Consider the following 19,742-nt stretch of genomic DNA (forward strand, 5'->3'; position numbering starts at 1 on the left):
TGTAAACAACCTAATAGTAAAGTCAAATTAAATAGAAAATTGGTTGTTTAGGTATATAAAATGTAAGTGATACTTAAAAGGGTATCAAATGAGCTGGTCTGTATATATGCAGGCTGATGACATGGAGCTATCAAGGTTTAGTCTACCTTGAGCAGTAAAGATCGAGGAGCAACAATGGCTCAGACTTTAGCGATGATGTCCCAATTTAATGGTCGTAGACGTGTGCGCAAATTTTTTGGTAAGATTCCTGAAGTAGCAGAAATGCCAAATCTTATTGAAGTTCAGAAAGCTTCATATGATCAATTTCTTATGATTGAGGAACCGGAGGGTGGGCGTTTAGATGAAGGTTTGCAGGCTGTTTTTAAATCGGTGTTTCCTATTTCGGATTTTTCCGGTACAGCTATGCTTGAATTTGTTCGTTACGAATTTGATTCACCTAAATTTGATGTAGAAGAATGTCATCAACGTGATTTGACATATGCAGCACCATTAAAGGTGATATTGCGTTTAATTGTCTTTGATGTTGATGAAGATACTGGTTCAAAAGATATTAAGGATATTAAAGAGCAAGGTGTCTATATGGGTGATATGCCTTTAATGACCCATAATGGTACATTTGTTATTAATGGTACAGAACGTGTTATTGTTTCGCAGATGCATCGTTCTCCTGGTGTCTTTTTTGATCATGATAAAGGGAAGACCCATTCATCAGGTAAATTTCTTTTTGCGGCTCGTGTGATTCCTTATCGTGGTTCGTGGCTTGATATTGAGTTTGATGCTAAAGATATTGTCTATGTTCGTATTGATCGGCGGCGCAAGATTCCAGTGACCAGTCTTTTAATGGCATTGGGTATGGATGCATCAGATATTTTATCGACATTTTATAATAAAATTTCTTATGAACGTACCAAGAATGGGTGGCGTATTTCCTATTCAGTTGATCGTTTTAAGGGCATGAAACTCGTTTCTGATCTTGTTGATGCAGATAGCGGTGAAGTTGTAGCTGAAGCTGGTAAAAAACTAACAGTTCGTGCTGCAAAGCTTTTAGAAGAAAAAGGTCTAAAAGCAATTGAAATTAGTGAAGATGATTTGTTGGGGGCCTACCTTGCAGAAGATATCGTAAATTATCAAACAGGTGAGATTTATCTTGAAGCTGGAGATGAAATTGACGAAAAAACATTAAAGATTTTGTCTGATGTTGGTGCTGATCAGATTAATATTCTTGATATTGATCATATGAATATTGGTGCGTACATTCGTAATACCTTAAAAATAGATAAAAATGAAAGCCGGCAGGATGCTCTATTTGATATTTATCGAGTAATGCGTCCAGGTGAACCGCCAACAATTAACACAGCAGAGGCTATGTTTCATTCATTGTTTTTTGATCCAGAGCGTTATGATCTCTCAGCTGTTGGGCGCGTTAAAATGAATTTGCGTATGGGCCTTGATTGTCCAGATACAGTTCGCGTTTTGCGCCAAGAAGATATTCTTGCCGTTGTTAAGATGTTAGTTGAATTGCGTGATGGTCGTGGTGAGATTGATGATATTGATAATCTTGGCAATCGTCGTGTTCGGTCGGTTGGAGAATTGATGGAAAATCAATATCGGATTGGTTTACTTCGTATGGAACGCGCAATAAAAGAGCGTATGTCGTTGGTTGAAATTGATACGATTATGCCACAGGATTTGATTAATGCAAAGCCAGCTGCTGCTGCAGTTCGCGAGTTTTTTGGATCCTCACAATTATCGCAATTTATGGATCAAACTAATCCATTGTCAGAGATTACTCATAAGCGTCGTCTTTCTGCTCTTGGTCCAGGTGGTTTAACTCGTGAGCGGGCAGGTTTTGAAGTGCGTGATGTGCATCCTACGCATTATGGTCGTATTTGTCCGATTGAAACACCGGAAGGGCCAAATATTGGTCTGATTAATTCTTTAGCAACATTCGCTCGAGTTAATAAGTATGGTTTTATTGAAAGTCCATATCGCAAAATTATTGATGGTAAGGTGACGAAAGAAGTCATCTATCTTTCTGCTATGGAAGAATCAAAACACTATGTGGCTCAGGCAAATTCTTCATTGGATACAGAAGGACGTTTTACAGAAGAATTTGTTGTCTGTCGTCATGCTGGTGAAGTTTTAATGGCACCGCGTGATCACATAGATTTGATGGATGTTTCACCAAAACAGTTGGTTTCTGTAGCTGCTGCACTTATTCCATTTTTGGAAAATGATGATGCAAATCGTGCATTGATGGGATCTAATATGCAGCGTCAAGCAGTTCCGCTTTTACGTGCAGAAGCGCCTCTTGTTGGCACAGGTATGGAAGCGATAGTTGCTTGTGATTCAGGTGCTGCTATTGGTGCAAAACGTGGTGGTATTGTTGATCAAGTTGACGCAATGCGTATTGTTATTCGTGCAACAGAGGATTTAGATCCTTCAAAGTCTGGTGTTGATATCTATCGTTTACAGAAATTTCAGCGTTCCAATCAGTCTACCTGTATTAATCAGCGTCCTCTCGTACGTGTAGGAGATCGGATAGAAAAAGGCGATATTATTGCAGATGGTTCATCTACAGATCTTGGTGATTTAGCTCTTGGGAGAAATGTTCTTGTGGCGTTTATGCCTTGGAATGGTTATAATTATGAAGATTCTATTTTACTTTCTGAGCGTATTGTTGCTGATGATGTATTTACTTCGATTCATATTGAAGAGTTTGAGGTTGCAGCACGCGATACAAAGCTTGGGCCAGAAGAAATTACCCGAGATATTCCTAATGTTGCAGAAGAAGCATTAAGAAATCTTGATGAAGCTGGTATTGTTTATATTGGTGCAGAAGTCCATCCTGGTGATATTTTAGTCGGCAAAATTACACCAAAGGGCGAAAGTCCAATGACGCCGGAAGAAAAGCTTTTACGCGCGATTTTTGGTGAAAAAGCTTCGGATGTTCGTGATACTTCTATGCGAATGCCTCCTGGAACTTTTGGTACTGTTGTAGAGGTTCGTGTTTTTAATCGCCATGGTGTAGAAAAAGATGAGCGTGCAATGGCAATTGAACGTGAAGAAATTGAGCGTTTGGCTAAAGATCGTGATGACGAGCAATCAATTTTGGATCGAAGTGTTTATGCTCGTCTCGCAGATATATTAACAGGCAAGGTTGTGATAGAAGGTCCAAAAGGTTTTCCTAAAGGGAAGACTCTTGATAGTACAGTGATGGAGCAGTATCCACGGTATCAGTGGTGGCAGTTTGCTGTTGAAGATGAGAAGCTTCAGAATGAAATTGAAGCTTTACATAAGCAGTATGATGAATCAAAAAAAGCACTGCAACGTCGTTTTATGGATAAGGTTGAAAAAGTTCAAAGAGGCGATGAAATGCCTCCTGGTGTTATGAAAATTGTGAAAGTTTTTGTTGCAGTGAAGCGCAAAATTCAACCAGGTGATAAAATGGCAGGGCGTCACGGTAACAAAGGTGTTGTGTCACGTATTCTTCCAGTAGAAGATATGCCATTTCTTGAGGATGGAACGCATGCTGATATTGTCTTGAATCCTTTGGGGGTGCCGAGTCGTATGAATGTTGGTCAAATTCTTGAAACACACCTTGGGTGGGCGTGTGCAGGTATGGGTAAAAAAATTGGTGATTTAATAGAGCTTTATCAGGAAACCGGAGATATATTGCCTTTGCGTCAACGTATTGAAAATCTTATCCCTGATGATGACCGGAATGAACCAGTTCGCCATTATGATAATGAAAGTATTTTTAAGTTAGCACTTCAGATGAAGAATGGTGTTTCGATTGCGACGCCTGTTTTTGATGGAGCTCATGAAGCTGATATCAATATGATGTTGGAAGATGCAGGCTTAGATAGTTCAGGACAAGTGACGCTTTATGATGGTCGTACTGGAGAGGCTTTTGATCGTCCAGTGACTGTAGGGTATATTTATATGCTTAAATTGCATCACCTTGTTGATGATAAGATACATGCGCGTTCAATTGGACCTTATTCACTTGTTACACAGCAACCGTTAGGAGGTAAAGCTCAATTCGGTGGTCAGCGTTTTGGTGAGATGGAGGTTTGGGCGCTTGAAGCTTATGGTGCTGCGTATACTTTGCAAGAGATGTTAACGGTTAAATCGGATGATGTGGCTGGTCGAACAAAAGTTTATGAAGCCGTTGTTCGTGGTGATGATACATTTGAGGCAGGTATTCCTGAAAGCTTTAATGTATTAGTTAAGGAGATGCGTTCTCTTGGTCTTAATGTAGAGCTTGATGATGCGCGTGAACTTATTGCGCAACGAGAATTATCTGATTCAGAAGGTTAATTTTGAGGAAGCATATTAAAGTAGTGTGCTCTGATTTTTTATAAAATTATAATAGAGAAATTTCTATTAGATGGAAAAATATTTAAAAAATGAAAACAGGTCTTAAATAAAGCTTTAACAAAGAAAAAAGCTATTGTGGCTAGTTTTAGAATCTTTGAAGGAGAACAGCATGAACCACGAGGTCATGAATCTTTTCAATCCTCAGGCACCAGTGCAGACATTTGACTCTATTCGTATTTCAATTGCGAGTCCTGAGAAGATTCTGTCTTGGTCATATGGTGAAATTAAAAAGCCAGAGACTATCAACTACCGGACATTTAAACCAGAGCGTGATGGTCTTTTTTGTGCACGTATATTCGGTCCTATTAAAGATTACGAATGTTTATGTGGTAAATATAAACGTATGAAATATAAGGGTATTATCTGTGAAAAATGTGGTGTAGAAGTCACTCTTTCACGGGTACGTCGTGAACGTATGGGGCATATTGAGCTTGCAGCTCCAGTAGTTCACATTTGGTTCCTTAAGTCATTACCTGGTCGTATTTCTACTCTTTTAGATTTGACTTTAAAAGATATCGAAAGAGTTCTTTATTTTGAGAATTATATTGTTACAGAACCAGGATTGACCTCTCTTAAGTTACATCAGCTTCTATCAGAAGAAGAATATATGCTTGCTGTTGATGAATTTGGGGAGGACCAATTTTCAGCTATGATAGGTGCAGAGGCTATTTATGAGCTTCTCGCAGGGCTGGAGTTGGATAAAATTGCAAATGATTTACGTACTGAATTAGCTGAAACAACTTCAGAATTAAAACAGGCAAAACTGATTAAACGACTTAAGATCGTTGAGAATTTTCTTGAATCTGGCAATAAACCGGAGTGGATGATTATGAAGACTATTCCAGTCATCCCACCGGATTTGCGTCCATTAGTTCCATTAGATGGTGGTCGTTTTGCGACATCAGATTTGAATGATCTTTATCGACGTGTTATTAACCGGAATAACCGTTTAAAGCGGTTAATTGAGTTACGTGCCCCTGGAATTATTGTCCGCAATGAGAAGCGTATGGTGCAAGAAGCCGTTGATGCATTATTTGATAATGGTCGTCGCGGGCGTGTGATTACTGGAGCAAATAAGCGTCCATTAAAATCCCTTTCAGATATGCTAAAAGGTAAGCAAGGACGTTTCCGTCAGAATTTACTTGGGAAGCGTGTTGATTATTCAGGTCGCTCTGTTATCGTAACGGGTCCTGAATTGAAATTACATCAATGTGGTCTTCCGAAAAAAATGGCTCTCGAGTTATTTAAGCCTTTTATTTACGCGCGACTTGATGCAAAGGGTTATTCATCTACTGTCAAGCAAGCCAAGAAGCTTGTTGAAAAAGAACATCCAGAAGTTTGGGATATCTTAGATGAGGTTATTCGTGAACATCCTGTGTTACTGAATCGCGCACCGACGCTTCACCGCTTAGGAATTCAGGCTTTTGAACCTATCTTGATTGAAGGGAAGGCTATACAACTTCATCCGTTAGTGTGTACAGCATTTAACGCGGATTTTGACGGTGATCAGATGGCTGTTCACGTCCCTCTCTCTCTTGAAGCACAGCTTGAAGCTCGTGTTTTGATGATGTCAACCAATAATATTCTTCATCCAGCTAATGGTGCACCAATTATTGTTCCATCACAGGATATGGTTCTTGGTCTTTACTACCTTTCAATTGTTTCTGAAAAAGAACCGGGTGAAGGAATGGCTTTTGCAGATATGGGTGAGTTGCATCATGCTTTAGAAAATAAAATTGTCACTTTGCATACGAAAATTAAAGGCCGTTTTAAGGATCTTAATAAAGATGGTGAAATTGTTTCCAAACTCTATGATACAACGCCTGGTCGTTTAATTATTGGTGAACTTTTACCAAAGAATCCGAATATTTCATTTGATATTGTTAATCAAGAAATGACTAAAAAGAATATTTCTAAAATGATTGACCAAGTTTATAGACACTGTGGGCAAAAAGAAACAGTGATTTTCTGTGATCGTATTATGCAGCTTGGTTTTTCTCATGCTTGTCGTGCTGGAATTTCATTTGGTAAAGACGATATGGTTATTCCTGATAGTAAATCTCGTTTAGTAGCAGAAACGGAAGCTCTTGCTAAGGAATATGAGCAACAATATAGTGATGGCTTAATTACCCAAAGTGAGAAATATAACAAAGTCGTTGATGCTTGGGGTAAATGTACAGATCGTGTTGCTGATGAGATGATGAAGCGTATTCAGGCAGTTGCATTTGATCCTAAAACAGGTCGTAAACGTCAGATGAATTCAATTTATATGATGTCGCATTCTGGTGCTCGTGGTTCTGCTAATCAGATGAGGCAGTTGGCTGGGATGCGTGGTTTGATGGCAAAGCCATCGGGTGAAATTATTGAAACACCAATTATTTCTAATTTTAAAGAAGGCTTGACTGTTAATGAATACTTCAATTCAACTCACGGTGCACGTAAAGGGCTTGCTGATACTGCATTAAAGACTGCTAACTCTGGTTATTTAACGCGGCGTCTTGTTGATGTTGCTCAGGATGCTATTATTTCAGCGGTTGATTGTGGTACTGTAAAAGGTCTTACTATGCAGCCAATTGTTGATTCAGGACAAATTGTTGCTTCTCTTGGTCAGAGAATTCTTGGTCGTACGGCACTTCTTGATATTTTGCATCCGGTTTCTGGTGAAGTTATTCTTGAAGGTGGTGCAATGATCGAAGAATCTGATGTTGCTAAGATTGAAGAGGCAGGAATTCAGTCTGTCCAAATACGTTCTGCTTTGACATGTGAAACGCGTCTTGGTGTTTGTGCTAAGTGCTATGGTCGTGATTTAGCACGTGGAACATTAGTTAATCAGGGGGAAGCAGTTGGTGTTATTGCAGCTCAATCAATTGGTGAGCCAGGAACTCAACTTACAATGCGTACTTTCCATTTAGGTGGAACAGCACAGGTTGTTGATTCATCTTATTTTGAAGCGTCTTATGAGGGAACAATAGAAATTCGCAATCGTAACGTAGTTCGGAATTCTGAAGGCCATTTGGTGGTTATGGGGCGCAATATGGCTATTATAATTAAGGATGAGGCTGGCAAAGAACGTGTTGTGCATCGTATTAGTTATGGTGCACGCATTTTCGTTGATGATGGTGATGTTGTAAAATGCGGTCAACGTATAGCAGAGTGGGATCCTTATACACGGCCAGTTCTGACTGAAGTTGATGGTTATATAGGTTTTGAAGATATGGTTGATGGTTTATCAGTTACTGAAACAGCTGATGAATCTACAGGTATTACTAAGCGTTTGGTTATTGATTGGCGTGCTAACCCACGTGGTGCTGAGCTAAAACCAGCGATTATCATTTATACAGATAAGAAAAATGAGGCTATTGCTAAATTGTATAAAGGTGGTGAAGCCCGTTATATGATGTCGGTAGAGACAATTCTTTCTGTTGAGCCGGGTTCTTATGTTAAGGCAGGCGATGTTATTGCACGCCTACCAATGGAAAGCGCTAAAACTAAAGATATTACGGGTGGTTTGCCACGTGTCGCTGAGCTTTTTGAAGCACGTCGTCCAAAAGATCATGCTATTATTGCTGAAATTAGTGGTACAATTCGATTTGGTCGTGGTTATAAAAATAAACGCCGTATTATCATTGAACCACATGATGAATCCCTTGAGCCAATAGAATATTTAATTCCGAAGGGTAAATTATTTCATTTGCAAGAGGGTGATCAGATTGAGAAAGGTGATTATATCCTTGATGGTAATCCAGCGCCTCATGATATTTTAGCAATTAAAGGTGTTGAAGCTTTGGCGTCTTATCTTGTTAATGAGATTCAGGAAGTTTACCGTTTACAGGGTGTTTTGATTAATGATAAGCACATTGAAGTGATTGTTCGCCAAATGCTGCAAAAAGTTGAAATTACGGAATCTGGTGATTCTGGTTATATTTCAGGTGATCATGTTGATCGCATTGAGCTAGATGAAATCAATGATAATCTAATTGCGGAAGGTAAAAAACCTGCAGCAGGTAATCCTATACTTCTTGGAATTACAAAAGCGTCTCTTCAGACACCCTCTTTTATTTCAGCAGCATCATTTCAGGAAACAACGCGTGTGCTCACTGAAGCAGCAGTTTCAGGAAAAATTGATACTCTGCAAGGACTTAAGGAAAATGTTATTGTTGGTCGGCTTATACCTGCAGGTACAGGTGGTGCGATTGCCCAAATTCGTCGTATTGCTACTGTTCGTGATGATTTGATTATGAATGAGCGCCGAAAATCCAGTGATGGCGAAGCTGCGAAAGCTATGTTAACAAATATGACAGCTAGTAATGTTGTAGAATGATTAATAATGCTAAAAAATGACGTGAAGCACCTGAAGAAAATTAGGCGTTTTTTAGGCTTTAAGATTCAGAATAGCATTTCTGATAAGTGTGTTTTTGTAAATTTTATAAGGTAATCTTAGATTTAAGAAATTTTGATGCAAATAAGATTTTTAATTATAGTATTCGGTATTTTTATTATTTTACTATAAGTTTGCGATATTTAGGTAATTAAGAAGAGAAATTTATTTGGGTATATTGAAAATTGAGAGATCTATAAAATAGATGTAATTAACTATTATCTTTCAAGAAATAAGATGAAAAGAGCAGATTATCGGATAAAAAGCTACTCTTTTTAGAGAGTTTGCTTTAGTTTATATTTTTCATCTTTCAAAAGAAAACAATAAGAAAATCCTAACTAAGATTTGATAAAGAACGTATACATTTTAGGTAACAATGTAGTTGATTTATTGAACAGATATTAGCCATGCAAGGATATTATTCAATTAATGATTTAACGCGAGAATTTTCAATAACTGCTCGGACTCTGCGTTATTATGAAGAAGAAGGACTACTTATGCCTGTTCGGCATGGGTATAAGCGGTTGTATACACAAATGGACCGTTATAAATTGAAGCAAATATTACAGGCCAGAAGGGTTAATTTTTCCTTATCTGAGATATCTAATATATTAGTAATAGATAGAAAACCACCTGATAATGAAAAAAAACTTAAAGCATTAATTGCAGATATCAATAAAAAACGTATCGATTTGCAGCAGATGCGGCGTGATATTGATGATTTGTTGCATGATTTAGAATGTATCGAAGAGACTTTTTTTGAGAGTTTAGCTGAATTAGGCGTTAATCGTTAGTTTGCAGTTTTATAAATTTGATTAGAATTTTAGTAGAATTCTATCTCAAATTGAAGGTGTGTGTTTTAGTGTTTACACTGATATAAGAAGAAATCACGTGTAAAATTAAAACACTAAATATCAAAAATTGGATTGAGAAGCACTAAACTCAAAATTGGGCTGAGTAATTTTAATCATCATACTTTATGATGGGATTTTACGCAAAATAATGTAAATAATAAGCGCTCAAGAGATACCATATTTCTGTTTATGTTTGGTACAATATATTTTGCCTTGTGCTTTATTTTTTTCTACACAAGCATATTTTTTTGCAATTAATAATTTCAATTGTTAAATAAAATAAGATTTCTAGAAATATATATCATTGGTTTTATTGATAATTTTAAACTACTGTAGTCTTAATGAGTTCTTTGTGATGTTATGATAAGAACATGTTATGCGGTTGAGTGCTGTAATAATAAAAGTTATTTTATACTTTATTGGATATTTATATGCATTATGATATCTGCATTGCTATTTTCCCCTTGATATTTTTTGTTAAAGTTTGGCGAGTTTTTCTCTTTTATAAAGAAAAGGCAATTGAAGCACGCATTAAAGTGTAGTTTCTAAAAATGATTTTTAAAATATAGGATCTATTGATTGTATCATGTTTTTATATAATGTTGGTGAGAGAAAGCTATAACAGGTCAGAAAAAAAGAGATAGGGTTAGCAGGTAAAGTATGTGCTTGACAAGCTTGCCTTATTCAGTGATTGGAGATATTAAATTAGGAGTGTAAGAGTTTTTCATTTTGTTTCATTAAGGAAAAAAGAAGAACGGTATTTAAATTATCTTTCATATAAGAGAAAGTAAAAACAATGAAGGATTCTATTGTTGATGTTTTTCAATCCGTTTTATCACGAAAATCAATTCGAGCTTTCATTGATCAACCTGTTAAGCAAGAAGTAATCGAGCAAATATTAACATTTGCGGCACGGGCTCCATCTGGAACAAATCTTCAACCTTGGAAAGTGATTGTTTTGACAGGGGAAGCATTGCAGAAAGTCGGAGAGGAACTTTCACAACTGGTATTATCGGGTGTAAAAGGGGAGCGTGAATATCAATATTATCCACGCCAATGGCGTGAGCCTTATCTTTCTCGACGTAGAAAAATTGGTTTGGATCTTTATAAAAGTCTTGGAATTCAAAAAGATGAGCAGGAAAAGATAATTCACCAACAAGCACGGAATTTTTCATTTTTTGGTGCGCCTGTTGGACTTTTATTTATGATGGATCAAGACATGGAGATTGGCAGTTGGCTTGATTTGGGTATGTTTATGCAAACCATTATGTTAGTTGCACGTGGCTTTGGATTAGATACGTGTCCCCAAGCTGCGTTTGCTGATTATCATAAGCAATTATGTGCACTTTTGTCAGTACCTTCCGAACAGCGTCTTATTTGTGGTATGGCTCTTGGTTATCGTGATTCAAATGCTCCAGAGAATAATTTTGAGACTGAGCGTGAACCGATCAAAAATTTTGTGCGTTTTGTTCAGTCGTGTTAGTAGGCATTGTTTATTTGTTTGAGTATAGAATAAAACATGATACAAAATGTTTTATGAGACTTCTCATTTTATATTTTATTTTAATATTGCGTATTAACGCTTATTTTACTATATTTCATATAGTGAGATGTGGGGTTGTTTTGGGTTATTATTTACTCCTTAAGGATTAGATATGGAAAACGCTGTAGAAAAGGATTGTTGGACGGTAGCAAGACGTGCTACGTTCATGTTTGTGGCTGTTATTTTTCTTGTTTACTTTACAATTTAGTTTGAATGAAAAACGTGTACTCAAGATCCGCGTTTGATTTTGAGGTGAGCGGTGTTTTTATCTGTCTTTGAAATTTTTAAGATTGGCATTGGTCCTTCTAGTTCTCATACAATGGGTCCAATGTTAGCTGCTAATATGTTTTTGCAAGAGATTATTGTAAGAAATCTTTCTCAGCTATCTCATCTTAAGATTTCTCATATTCGGGTTTATCTTCATGGTTCATTAGCCTTTACAGGAATAGGTCATGCTACCGATAGGGCTATTGTATTAGGACTTTTAGGGAAAAAAGCTTCTACTGTTGATCTTGATTGTATGGAATTACTTTTTGAACAAGTTAAACGTGAAAAAAAAGTGTGGCCCGAAGGCCATCCTGTTTATCGCTTTGACTTAGAAAGTGATCTCATTTTTGAGAGAAAAAAGGTTTTATCTGGACATGCTAATGGTCTTGCATTTGAAGGGCTTAATGCCCAAGGAAATGTTCTTTTACGGCAGGTTTATTATTCTATTGGTGGTGGTTTTGTTGTAACCGAAGATGAATTAAATCGTGCAGATTATAATACAAAATTAAAAATATCACAGGTGCCATATCCCTTTGATTCGGCCGATAAAATGTTATCAATGGCAAAAACTTCAGGTTTTTCAATTGCTGAAATGAAGCGTATAAATGAAGAAACAAAAATGGAGCGTGCTGCCTTTAATATTGCACTTGATGAGATTTTTTACGCTATGATAAATTGTATTAATAGGGGGCTTTTACAAGAAGGTGAATTACCAGGTGGATTACGTATCCAAAGGCGAGCTAAAAAACTTCATGATAAGCTATTGGAGGACCAGAAAAAAAATTGCAATAAACCGCTTTTAGCAAATGATTGGCTTTCTGTATATGCTATGGCAGTGAATGAAGAGAATGCTGCTGGTGGTCGTATTGTTACAGCTCCAACAAATGGTGCAGCTGGTGTTGTATCCGCTGTTTTACACTATTATACTCAATTTCATGATGGTGCAGATAGAGAGGGAATACATAATTTTTTGTTAACAGCAGCAGCTATAGGTGGTATCATTAAGCATAATGCTTCTATCTCTGGTGCTGAGGTTGGCTGTCAGGGTGAAGTTGGAGCGGCGTCTGCTATGGCGGCAGCGGGATTGACAGCTGCATTGGGTGGCACGCCAGCGCAGATTGAAAATGCAGCTGAGATTGCTCTTGAGCATCATTTAGGTATGACGTGTGATCCAGTTTCTGGTCTTGTTCAGGTTCCTTGTATTGAGCGTAATGCAATGGGTGCTGTTAAAGCTGTAACAGCTTCTTCTCTTGCTTTACATGGCAATGGAAGCCATTTTGTTTCTCTTGATACTTGTATTGAAACAATGCGTCAGACGGGACATGATATGAGTGAGCGTTATAAAGAAACAAGCAAGGGTGGTCTTGCGCTGAATGTTTTATCTTGTTAAATGATTTAGTGCGTAGGGTAGGCATCAATCTAGTCAAGAAATTCAATAATATATGTGCTTTACTTAAGCAGTAATGTACTGGTGAAGAAAGTTTTTAAGTTATTTAAAAATAATACTGCATATGGTTGTTAGTCTTTATAGGATTTTCTTTTCTGATAATAAAAAATACAATTAGCTTTAATAGATTAAGGAAATATAATATTTTCAACTTTTCTTTTAAGAATAATATTATTTAAAACTGGTAATAAAAGGTATTGAGCCATAAATGAGGATTTTTAGCATAATCTTTATAGATTTTAAGACAATGATTATTCAAATTTTCAAAATCACAGATATTCAATATTATTTATAAAATATTTTTCTGAAATTTGGTTATAGTTATTTATTTATTTGTTGCTCCTAAGCGGAGTTTAACAGGTACACTGCCAGTTTTACTTGCAACACGTAAGTGGATGTGTACAGAAGGCATTGCTAAGCGACGATTTCGAGTCGTTTGGCAAATGAAAAGGCTGACAAGAGAATGAGTATTCAATGTAGTTGAGTTATGTTTTAAATTAGCTAGTTTCGTTGCAGCTTCATGAAGAGATCGTAATGAAAGAAGAGAGGGTTGTTTTAAAAGCTTTTCTTTTTTAGATGGGGTAGTAGCATTATGTGTCATAGCACTATCCTTAACGTAGAATTCAAAATTTTTAATAAGCTACAGTATAGCAGTTAAAATTTGCTTTCTTTAAAGCAGTACAAGTATTAAGTGCAGCTTTTTTTGATGGAAAGCCAATAAATCGAGCGCGATAATAATGACGTCCATCTTTTTCAAAGGGTTGCATATGTGGAGATGCATGTTGTAGAGTAGAATGAGCGGCATTTGTTGCTTTTGCAAGCATAAGCTTAGCTTGCTTTTCACTAGGAAGAGAGCCTATTTGCACAGCCCATCCACTGTTGCTAGATAAAGAAGCAGAAATAACTTTATTCATTTTGACAGTTTTAGTTTTGTGAGGATTAGGAATTGGTATAATAACTTGATTTACAGCGGCTACAGCTGTATTAGGATCATTAGATTGTTCTGCAAGTGCTGTTAAAAGGCTAGAAATTTCATCATCAGAATTAATTAAATTATCTTTTATAATAGGTATAGGTGTTGCAGATACAGTGGGTAATTTATAGTGGGTAGTAGCTACCAAATTTTTATTAGTCTCTATACGACTTGCTTTTGGTAAGTACTGCTTCAATAAGTTAGCCATATGAATGTTACGTGTGGTAGATGACTTTCCTCCCATAACGACAGCAACAATAGAACGTCCATCGATACGCATTGATGTTGCTAAATTAGAACCTGACATTTGCGTATAGCCTGTTTTAATTCCATCAACACCTTTTATTGTTTTGATTAGTGTATTGTGGTTATTAATTGTCTGTCCACGAAATGTAAAATGTGTTGTTTTAAATAGCTTGTATTGTTCCGGAAAATGTTTGCGTAAGGCTAATGCTAAAGTAGCCATGTCTTGTGCTGTAGAATAATTACGTGTATCGGGGAGGCCTGAAGCATTGGCAAAACGAGTATTTTTCATGCCAAGTTTGCGCGCTTTTATTGTCATCATTTGAGCAAATTTTTGTTCACTTCCACCAAGATATTCACCAATAGCAGCAGCTACATCATTTGCTGATTTTGTAATAAGGGCTTTAGTAGCAGCTTCTATAGAAATTGTTTGTCCTGCCTTAATACCAATTTTTGTTGGTGGGCGTGTTGCTGCATAATTAGAAATAGGAATGGGTGTATTTGGTGTTATACGACCGTTTTTTATAGCCTCAAAGATCATGTATACTGTCATCATTTTTGTTAAAGAAGCAGGATAACGCTTCAAAGCTGCATTAGCTTGAAATAATGTTTTTCCTGTATTTGCATCTATAACAATAGCTGCATATTTATCGGGATAAGCTTCTTTAGGAGTGGCTACTGCCCAAGAGTGAGAAATGACTAAAACAGTAAGTGAAATTCCTACTTTTTTATAGCAATGTACAATTTTTCGCCAGTTGATATACACTTAAATAACATCCTATTTATGCTAAGAAATTTTTATTAATATTTTCATTTTAGTTTATTTGATTTTATATAAATTTAAACGAATGATATTACTAATTTATTTATAAGCACCATTTTATGAGTTTTTATACCCACTTTAATCTAAGTATAAAGAATCTAGCAGCTAGGGAAGGCTTTTATTCTATGTGCAATCACATTACAATAGCTGTTTTGAAATTCATAAAAAATAGGGAAGTGTGCTAAATAATAAGATTATAATGATATAAAAAATAGAATACCAATCTTATATTATATACATGATAAAAAAGGTAAAAAAATTGAGGAAGCAATAAACAGACTTTTACCGTTAGATATCATATTATTCAATAAATTTAAAGATCTAAATTATATCATATTTGTTTTTTTAAATATCATTGATCAAAATTTTACACAGTCGTATTATTAGATGAGCTCAAGAAAGCTCATCCAAAATTATTTAATATTTTGTTGTAGATAGTATATTATAGTTAGTTGACAGACTAGAATAATAAGGAAATTTGATTGTTGTATATTTAAATCATGATAACTAATGCTTATAACTCAAATATAATATAATAAGCTGTTGAATTTATTAGAATATATTGCATAATTATCAGTTAGATTATGCAAAAATCTATTTTTCAGTTTAAGACACAATTGATGAATCGAAAAGCCAATTTTAACATGGCTGATTTTATAATAACTGATGAAATTTTATTTGGTAAACTATGAAATGGTAATACAATCAGTATAATTATCTCCAAATTAGATAGAGGAGAAGGGAAGTTGCAGCTAAAGCTTCACCTTCTAGTATGTTTGTTTTTTTAATAGGAAAAGTTGATAGCATTTCATTTATTTCTGTCAAAAACGTATCAGAAGAACTTCTATAATTTAGGGATGTGTTAAAAGAGCTGCTCGGATTTTTTTTGCATTTTCTTCAAGTACTTTTGTGGGAGTTATTGTATCAGTATGGGCATTGAGCTCTACTCCTGCCATACGGGGTATAATATGGAAATGAAGATGGAAAACTGTTTGTTTACTAGCTGCTTCGTTAAATTGCATAACTGTTACTCCATCTGCTTCAAAGGCTTTTTTTACTGCCTTAGTAATTTTTTGAACGGCTTTAATAACTGGAAATAATATTTTAGGATCTGCATCCAATAAATTTCTACAGCTTTTTCTAGGAATAACTAGCGTATGACCTTGCGCTTGAGGCATGATATCCATAAATGCAATAACATCTTTATTTTCATAAACTCTAATAGATGGAATTTCATTACGAATTAATCGAGCAAAAATATTATTATTATCATAAACTTGTTGCATGAAGCATTTCCTTTTATAGCATTTTTAATCCAGAAAGAGCATTAGTTACAATGTTTAGATTTTAAAACAAAAGAAGGAATGTGACAATTTGATAGAATATGAATTAATTTTTTTATTTTTGTTTAAGATATTAGATTTCTATAATGGCTTCAACTTCTACTGGGACATTCATAGGAAGAACAGCAACCCCAATAGCAGAGCGAGCATGTTTTCCAGCTTCACCCAGGATGTTTACAAATAAATCAGAAGCTCCATTAGCAACAAGAGAGATATCAGTAAAGTTGGAATCTGCTGCGATAAAGACGTTGATTTTAATTACTTTTTTTATTTTATTTAAATTACCAAGGGCTTTTTTTATTTGTGCAAGGATATTGATAGCGCACACTTGTGCTGATTTTTGAGCTTGTTCAATGTTGACAGTTGCGCCAACTTTTCCAATCGCTACTGGTTTTCCATTAGCAAGTGGCAGCTGACCAGATATAAAAAGCTGATTACCATTTTGTGATACTGTTATATAATTTGCAACAGGTTGTAATGCTTCAGGAATGATAATGTTGAATTCTTCTAAACGCTTTTCGATTGTTTCGGTCATATTTTAGCTCCATAATATATAATAGATTGTTACATAATTTTTAATTTAATGAAAATGCTGTCGTTAATTAAGGTATGAGCCTTTCTTGTTTTTGATTATCTGATGGGTATGAGATGAGGTTGGAAGTTAAGAATGATTAAGTTTTTGTTTATAATATGTTTTTATATTATTTATTTATGTTCTGTAAGAGCTGAAGAATCTGTTTTTTTGGTTCCTCATCGGGCAGTTTATGATTTTCAGTTAGATAATGCTTCTCGGGAAATGGCGGCCGTAGGAATATTTGGGCGCATGGTTCATGAGATCACGGGTTCTGCATGTCAGGGGTATACAATACGTGCCAGTTTTATTATTCGCGTTTATATGGAAGGTATGCCAGTCCGCTTAATGAATCAGGAGATAAAGGCTTATGAAGCAGGTGATGGCAGCATATTCCGCTTTGACATAAAAAAGATAATGGAACAAAATATTGAAAAGAGCATCGAAGGAGTTGCTGAGCGTACTAAAGATGAAACTTTAGTTAAAGTAAAGAAACCAAAAGAAAATGTTTATAAGCTTGCGAAAGCTGATTTTCCAATTACAAACCTGAAAAATATTATTCGACAAGCAAATGCTGGTCATCGTTTTTATCATGCAACTCTATTTGATGGAGATAATGGAGCCGATAAAGTGATAAAAACAAGTGTTGTCATTGGGGAAAAGAAAAAATCAATATCTGATTCTGAGATAAAGGAATTGAAAAAATTAGATGAGAGCGGCTATTGGCATGTCATAATTTCTCATTTCGATGATACAAAAAATAAAGATGGTTTACCGATTTATCGTGAGAGTTTCCATTTGTATGAAAATGGTGTGATGCGTGATTTGTTTATAGATTATGGAGATTTTTCAATACGTTCAAAATTGAAGAGTCTTGAATTTCTCAATAAGCAAAATAATCTGGATAACTGCAAACATTGAATAATGTAAAGAAAATAACTTGAAAAAAAATCAAATGTTATTATGGTGATATCATTCCACACGCGGATTTTTGGGTGTTGATAGAGTGATTCTAGCAAATGTCCACCGGTAGTAGGCTTGCTTACTTTTTCCGCGGAGGTCAAACCGGAAAGGATAAAATTATGGCATTACCAGATTTTACTATGCGCCAGCTTTTAGAAGCAGGTGTGCATTTTGGTCACCAGACGCATCGCTGGAATCCAAAGATGGCTCCTTACATTTATGGTCAGCGTAATAATATTCATATTATTGATCTCTCTCAGACTGTTCCGCTTTTACATCAAGCGCTTAAGATTGTTTCAGATACGGTTGCACGTGGAGGGCGTGTTTTATTTGTTGGTACTAAACGGCAGGCATCTGATATTATTTCTGATGCAGCTAGTCGTTCTGCGCAATACTATGTTAATGCACGTTGGCTTGGTGGTATGCTAACAAATTGGAAAACAATTTCTAATTCGATACATCGTTTACGAAAGCTGGATAAAACTCTTTCTTCTGAGATCCAGGGTTTTACTAAAAAAGAACGTTTAAATCTCGAACGTGATCGTGAAAGACTTAATCGTGCGCTTGGTGGTATTAAAGATATGGGATCTGTTCCAGATCTTATGTTTATCATTGATACAAATAAAGAGAATATTGCTATCCAAGAAGCGAAGCGTTTAGGCATTCCAGTTGTTGCTGTTATTGATACTAACTGCAATCCAGATAACATTGATTATCCAATTCCAGGTAATGATGATGCTTCGCGTGCAGTTGCTTTTTATTGTGATCTTATTGCGCGTGCTGCTCTTGATGGTATTGCTCGTCAGCAAAGTACAATGGGAGTCGATTTAGGAGCTCAAGTTGATGCGCCCATAGAGCCTGCTTTAGATGCGCCTGTAGAACCGATTGTAAAAGATTCAGTTGCTATTACTGAAAAATAATTTGAAAACTTCTGTTAAAGCGCTTTTTTTGTATAGAAAAGGTTTTGAACGTGCACGGGATTTTTCTATACGTGCTTTCATTATTATAAAATTAAAGAGGAAAATATGAGTATTACCGCTGCACAAGTGAAAGAACTTCGAGAATTATCAGGTGCTGGTATGATGGACTGTAAAGCAGCTTTAGCAGAAAGCAATGGTGATATGAAGGCTGCAGTTGATTGGCTTCGTAAAAAAGGAATAGCTAAAGCAGACAAAAAGGCTGGCCGTACGGCAGCTGAGGGATTGATTGGCGTTGTATCAAAAGGTTTTAGTGCTGTTTTAGTTGAAGTTAATTCTGAAACAGATTTTGTCGCTCGTAACGATGCATTTCAAGAAATAGTTCGCAATGTGGCAATTGCTGCTTTAGATACGAAGGGGGATGCTGAGTCTGTTTCTGCATCTGTTTATCCAGGTTCTAAAGAGACTGTAGAGACAGTTATTAAGGATGCAATTGGTACAATTGGTGAGAATATGACATTTCGTCGTTCAGCTAAATTATCTGTTACCGATGGTATTGTTGCTTCCTATATGCATAATGCTGTTGCTGATGGTCTTGGTAAACTTGGTGTTTTAGTTGCTATTGAGACTTCTGGGAATAAAGAAGCTGCTGATGCTTTTGGTCGTCAAGTTGCTATGCATATTGCTGCAACTAACCCGTTAGCATTAACGGCGCAAGATATTGATGCTAGTACTATTGAGCGCGAAAAATCCATTTTTTCAGATCAAGCACGTCAATCTGGAAAGCCTGAAAATATCATTGAAAAAATGGTGGAAGGACGCATGCGCAAATTTTATGAAGAAGTTGTTTTGCTTTCTCAATCTTTTGTTATGAATCCTGATATTACTGTTGAAGCTGCTTTGAAAAATGCAGAGAAATCGATTGGTGCACCAGTGAAAATCACGGGTTTTATCCGTTTTGCTTTGGGTGAAGGTGTAGAGAAAGAAGAGTCTGATTTTGCTGCAGAGGTTGCAGCTGTAGCAAAGAGCTAGTTATT

12 protein-coding genes are annotated in these 19,742 nt (G+C 36.0%); 8 read left to right on the forward strand and 4 right to left on the reverse strand.

The window, feature by feature from the left end; all coding sequences use genetic code 11:
• Positions 1-174: 174 nt before the first annotated feature.
• From rpoB to ACJTDF_RS02270, 5 genes are all read left to right on the forward strand, one after another.
• Positions 175-4,323 (forward strand): DNA-directed RNA polymerase subunit beta, encoded by a 4,149-nt coding sequence (gene rpoB / locus ACJTDF_RS02250; protein WP_407965954.1) that lies wholly within the window; start codon positions 175-177, stop codon positions 4,321-4,323.
• 169 nt (positions 4,324-4,492) lie between these two features.
• Entirely contained in the window at positions 4,493-8,704 is a 4,212-nt protein-coding gene (gene rpoC / locus ACJTDF_RS02255) for a DNA-directed RNA polymerase subunit beta' (protein ID WP_407965955.1), read from the forward strand.
• 464 nt (positions 8,705-9,168) lie between these two features.
• Entirely contained in the window at positions 9,169-9,555 is a 387-nt protein-coding gene (locus ACJTDF_RS02260) for a MerR family transcriptional regulator (protein WP_407965956.1), read from the forward strand.
• An 856-nt stretch (positions 9,556-10,411) separates the two neighbouring features.
• Entirely contained in the window at positions 10,412-11,098 is a 687-nt protein-coding gene (locus tag ACJTDF_RS02265; RefSeq protein WP_407965957.1) for a nitroreductase, read from the forward strand.
• A 319-nt stretch (positions 11,099-11,417) separates the two neighbouring features.
• Positions 11,418-12,815 (forward strand): L-serine ammonia-lyase, encoded by a 1,398-nt coding sequence (locus ACJTDF_RS02270; protein ID WP_407965958.1) that lies wholly within the window; start codon positions 11,418-11,420, stop codon positions 12,813-12,815.
• A gap of 382 nt (positions 12,816-13,197) precedes the next feature.
• Here the strand turns inward: ACJTDF_RS02270 and ACJTDF_RS02275 are convergent, their stop codons facing one another.
• The 4 genes from ACJTDF_RS02275 to ACJTDF_RS02290 all read right to left on the reverse strand — a co-directional run bounded on the left by ACJTDF_RS02275 (position 13,198) and on the right by ACJTDF_RS02290 (position 16,789).
• On the reverse strand, positions 13,198-13,473 hold the full coding sequence (locus tag ACJTDF_RS02275) for a hypothetical protein (RefSeq protein WP_407965959.1): 276 nt from the start codon (positions 13,471-13,473) through the stop codon (positions 13,198-13,200).
• Positions 13,474-13,504: 31 nt separating this feature from the next.
• On the reverse strand, positions 13,505-14,854 hold the full coding sequence (locus ACJTDF_RS02280) for a D-alanyl-D-alanine carboxypeptidase (RefSeq protein ID WP_407965960.1): 1,350 nt from the start codon (positions 14,852-14,854) through the stop codon (positions 13,505-13,507).
• Between the two features lie 908 nt (positions 14,855-15,762).
• A complete protein-coding gene (locus tag ACJTDF_RS02285; RefSeq protein WP_407965961.1) occupies positions 15,763-16,197 on the reverse strand; it encodes an HIT family protein in 435 nt (144 codons plus the stop codon).
• Between the two features lie 130 nt (positions 16,198-16,327).
• Complete coding sequence (locus ACJTDF_RS02290) at positions 16,328-16,789, reverse strand: RidA family protein (RefSeq protein WP_407965962.1); 462 nt, start codon at positions 16,787-16,789, stop codon at positions 16,328-16,330.
• A gap of 132 nt (positions 16,790-16,921) precedes the next feature.
• Between ACJTDF_RS02290 and ACJTDF_RS02295 the strand changes: the two genes are divergently transcribed.
• The 3 genes from ACJTDF_RS02295 to tsf all read left to right on the forward strand — a co-directional run bounded on the left by ACJTDF_RS02295 (position 16,922) and on the right by tsf (position 19,737).
• A complete protein-coding gene (locus tag ACJTDF_RS02295; RefSeq protein ID WP_407965963.1) occupies positions 16,922-17,746 on the forward strand; it encodes an EipB family protein in 825 nt (274 codons plus the stop codon).
• Positions 17,747-17,907: 161 nt separating this feature from the next.
• Positions 17,908-18,708 carry a 30S ribosomal protein S2 gene (gene rpsB, locus ACJTDF_RS02300; RefSeq protein WP_407966198.1) on the forward strand — a complete coding sequence of 267 codons (801 nt, stop codon included), beginning with the start codon at positions 17,908-17,910 and terminating at the stop codon, positions 18,706-18,708.
• Between the two features lie 105 nt (positions 18,709-18,813).
• Positions 18,814-19,737 carry a translation elongation factor Ts gene (gene tsf, locus ACJTDF_RS02305; RefSeq protein WP_407965964.1) on the forward strand — a complete coding sequence of 308 codons (924 nt, stop codon included), beginning with the start codon at positions 18,814-18,816 and terminating at the stop codon, positions 19,735-19,737.
• Positions 19,738-19,742: the final 5 nt, after the last annotated feature.

Source organism: Bartonella bennetti (assembly GCF_045945445.1).
Classification (GTDB): domain Bacteria; phylum Pseudomonadota; class Alphaproteobacteria; order Rhizobiales; family Rhizobiaceae; genus Bartonella.

Excerpts from the sequence above, each read along its gene's own strand:
- ACJTDF_RS02265 (WP_407965957.1), top strand. The coding sequence starts at position 10,412 with ATGAAGGATTCTATTGTTGATGTTTTTCAATCCGTTTTATCACGAAAA.
- ACJTDF_RS02290 (WP_407965962.1), bottom strand. The coding sequence starts at position 16,789 with ATGACCGAAACAATCGAAAAGCGTTTAGAAGAATTCAACATTATCATT.
- rpoC (WP_407965955.1), top strand. The coding sequence starts at position 4,493 with ATGAACCACGAGGTCATGAATCTTTTCAATCCTCAGGCACCAGTGCAG.
- ACJTDF_RS02275 (WP_407965959.1), bottom strand. The coding sequence starts at position 13,473 with ATGACACATAATGCTACTACCCCATCTAAAAAAGAAAAGCTTTTAAAA.
- tsf (WP_407965964.1), top strand. The coding sequence starts at position 18,814 with ATGAGTATTACCGCTGCACAAGTGAAAGAACTTCGAGAATTATCAGGT.
- ACJTDF_RS02285 (WP_407965961.1), bottom strand. The coding sequence starts at position 16,197 with ATGCAACAAGTTTATGATAATAATAATATTTTTGCTCGATTAATTCGT.
- rpoB (WP_407965954.1), top strand. The coding sequence starts at position 175 with ATGGCTCAGACTTTAGCGATGATGTCCCAATTTAATGGTCGTAGACGT.
- ACJTDF_RS02260 (WP_407965956.1), top strand. The coding sequence starts at position 9,169 with ATGCAAGGATATTATTCAATTAATGATTTAACGCGAGAATTTTCAATA.
- rpsB (WP_407966198.1), top strand. The coding sequence starts at position 17,908 with ATGGCATTACCAGATTTTACTATGCGCCAGCTTTTAGAAGCAGGTGTG.
- ACJTDF_RS02295 (WP_407965963.1), top strand. The coding sequence starts at position 16,922 with ATGATTAAGTTTTTGTTTATAATATGTTTTTATATTATTTATTTATGT.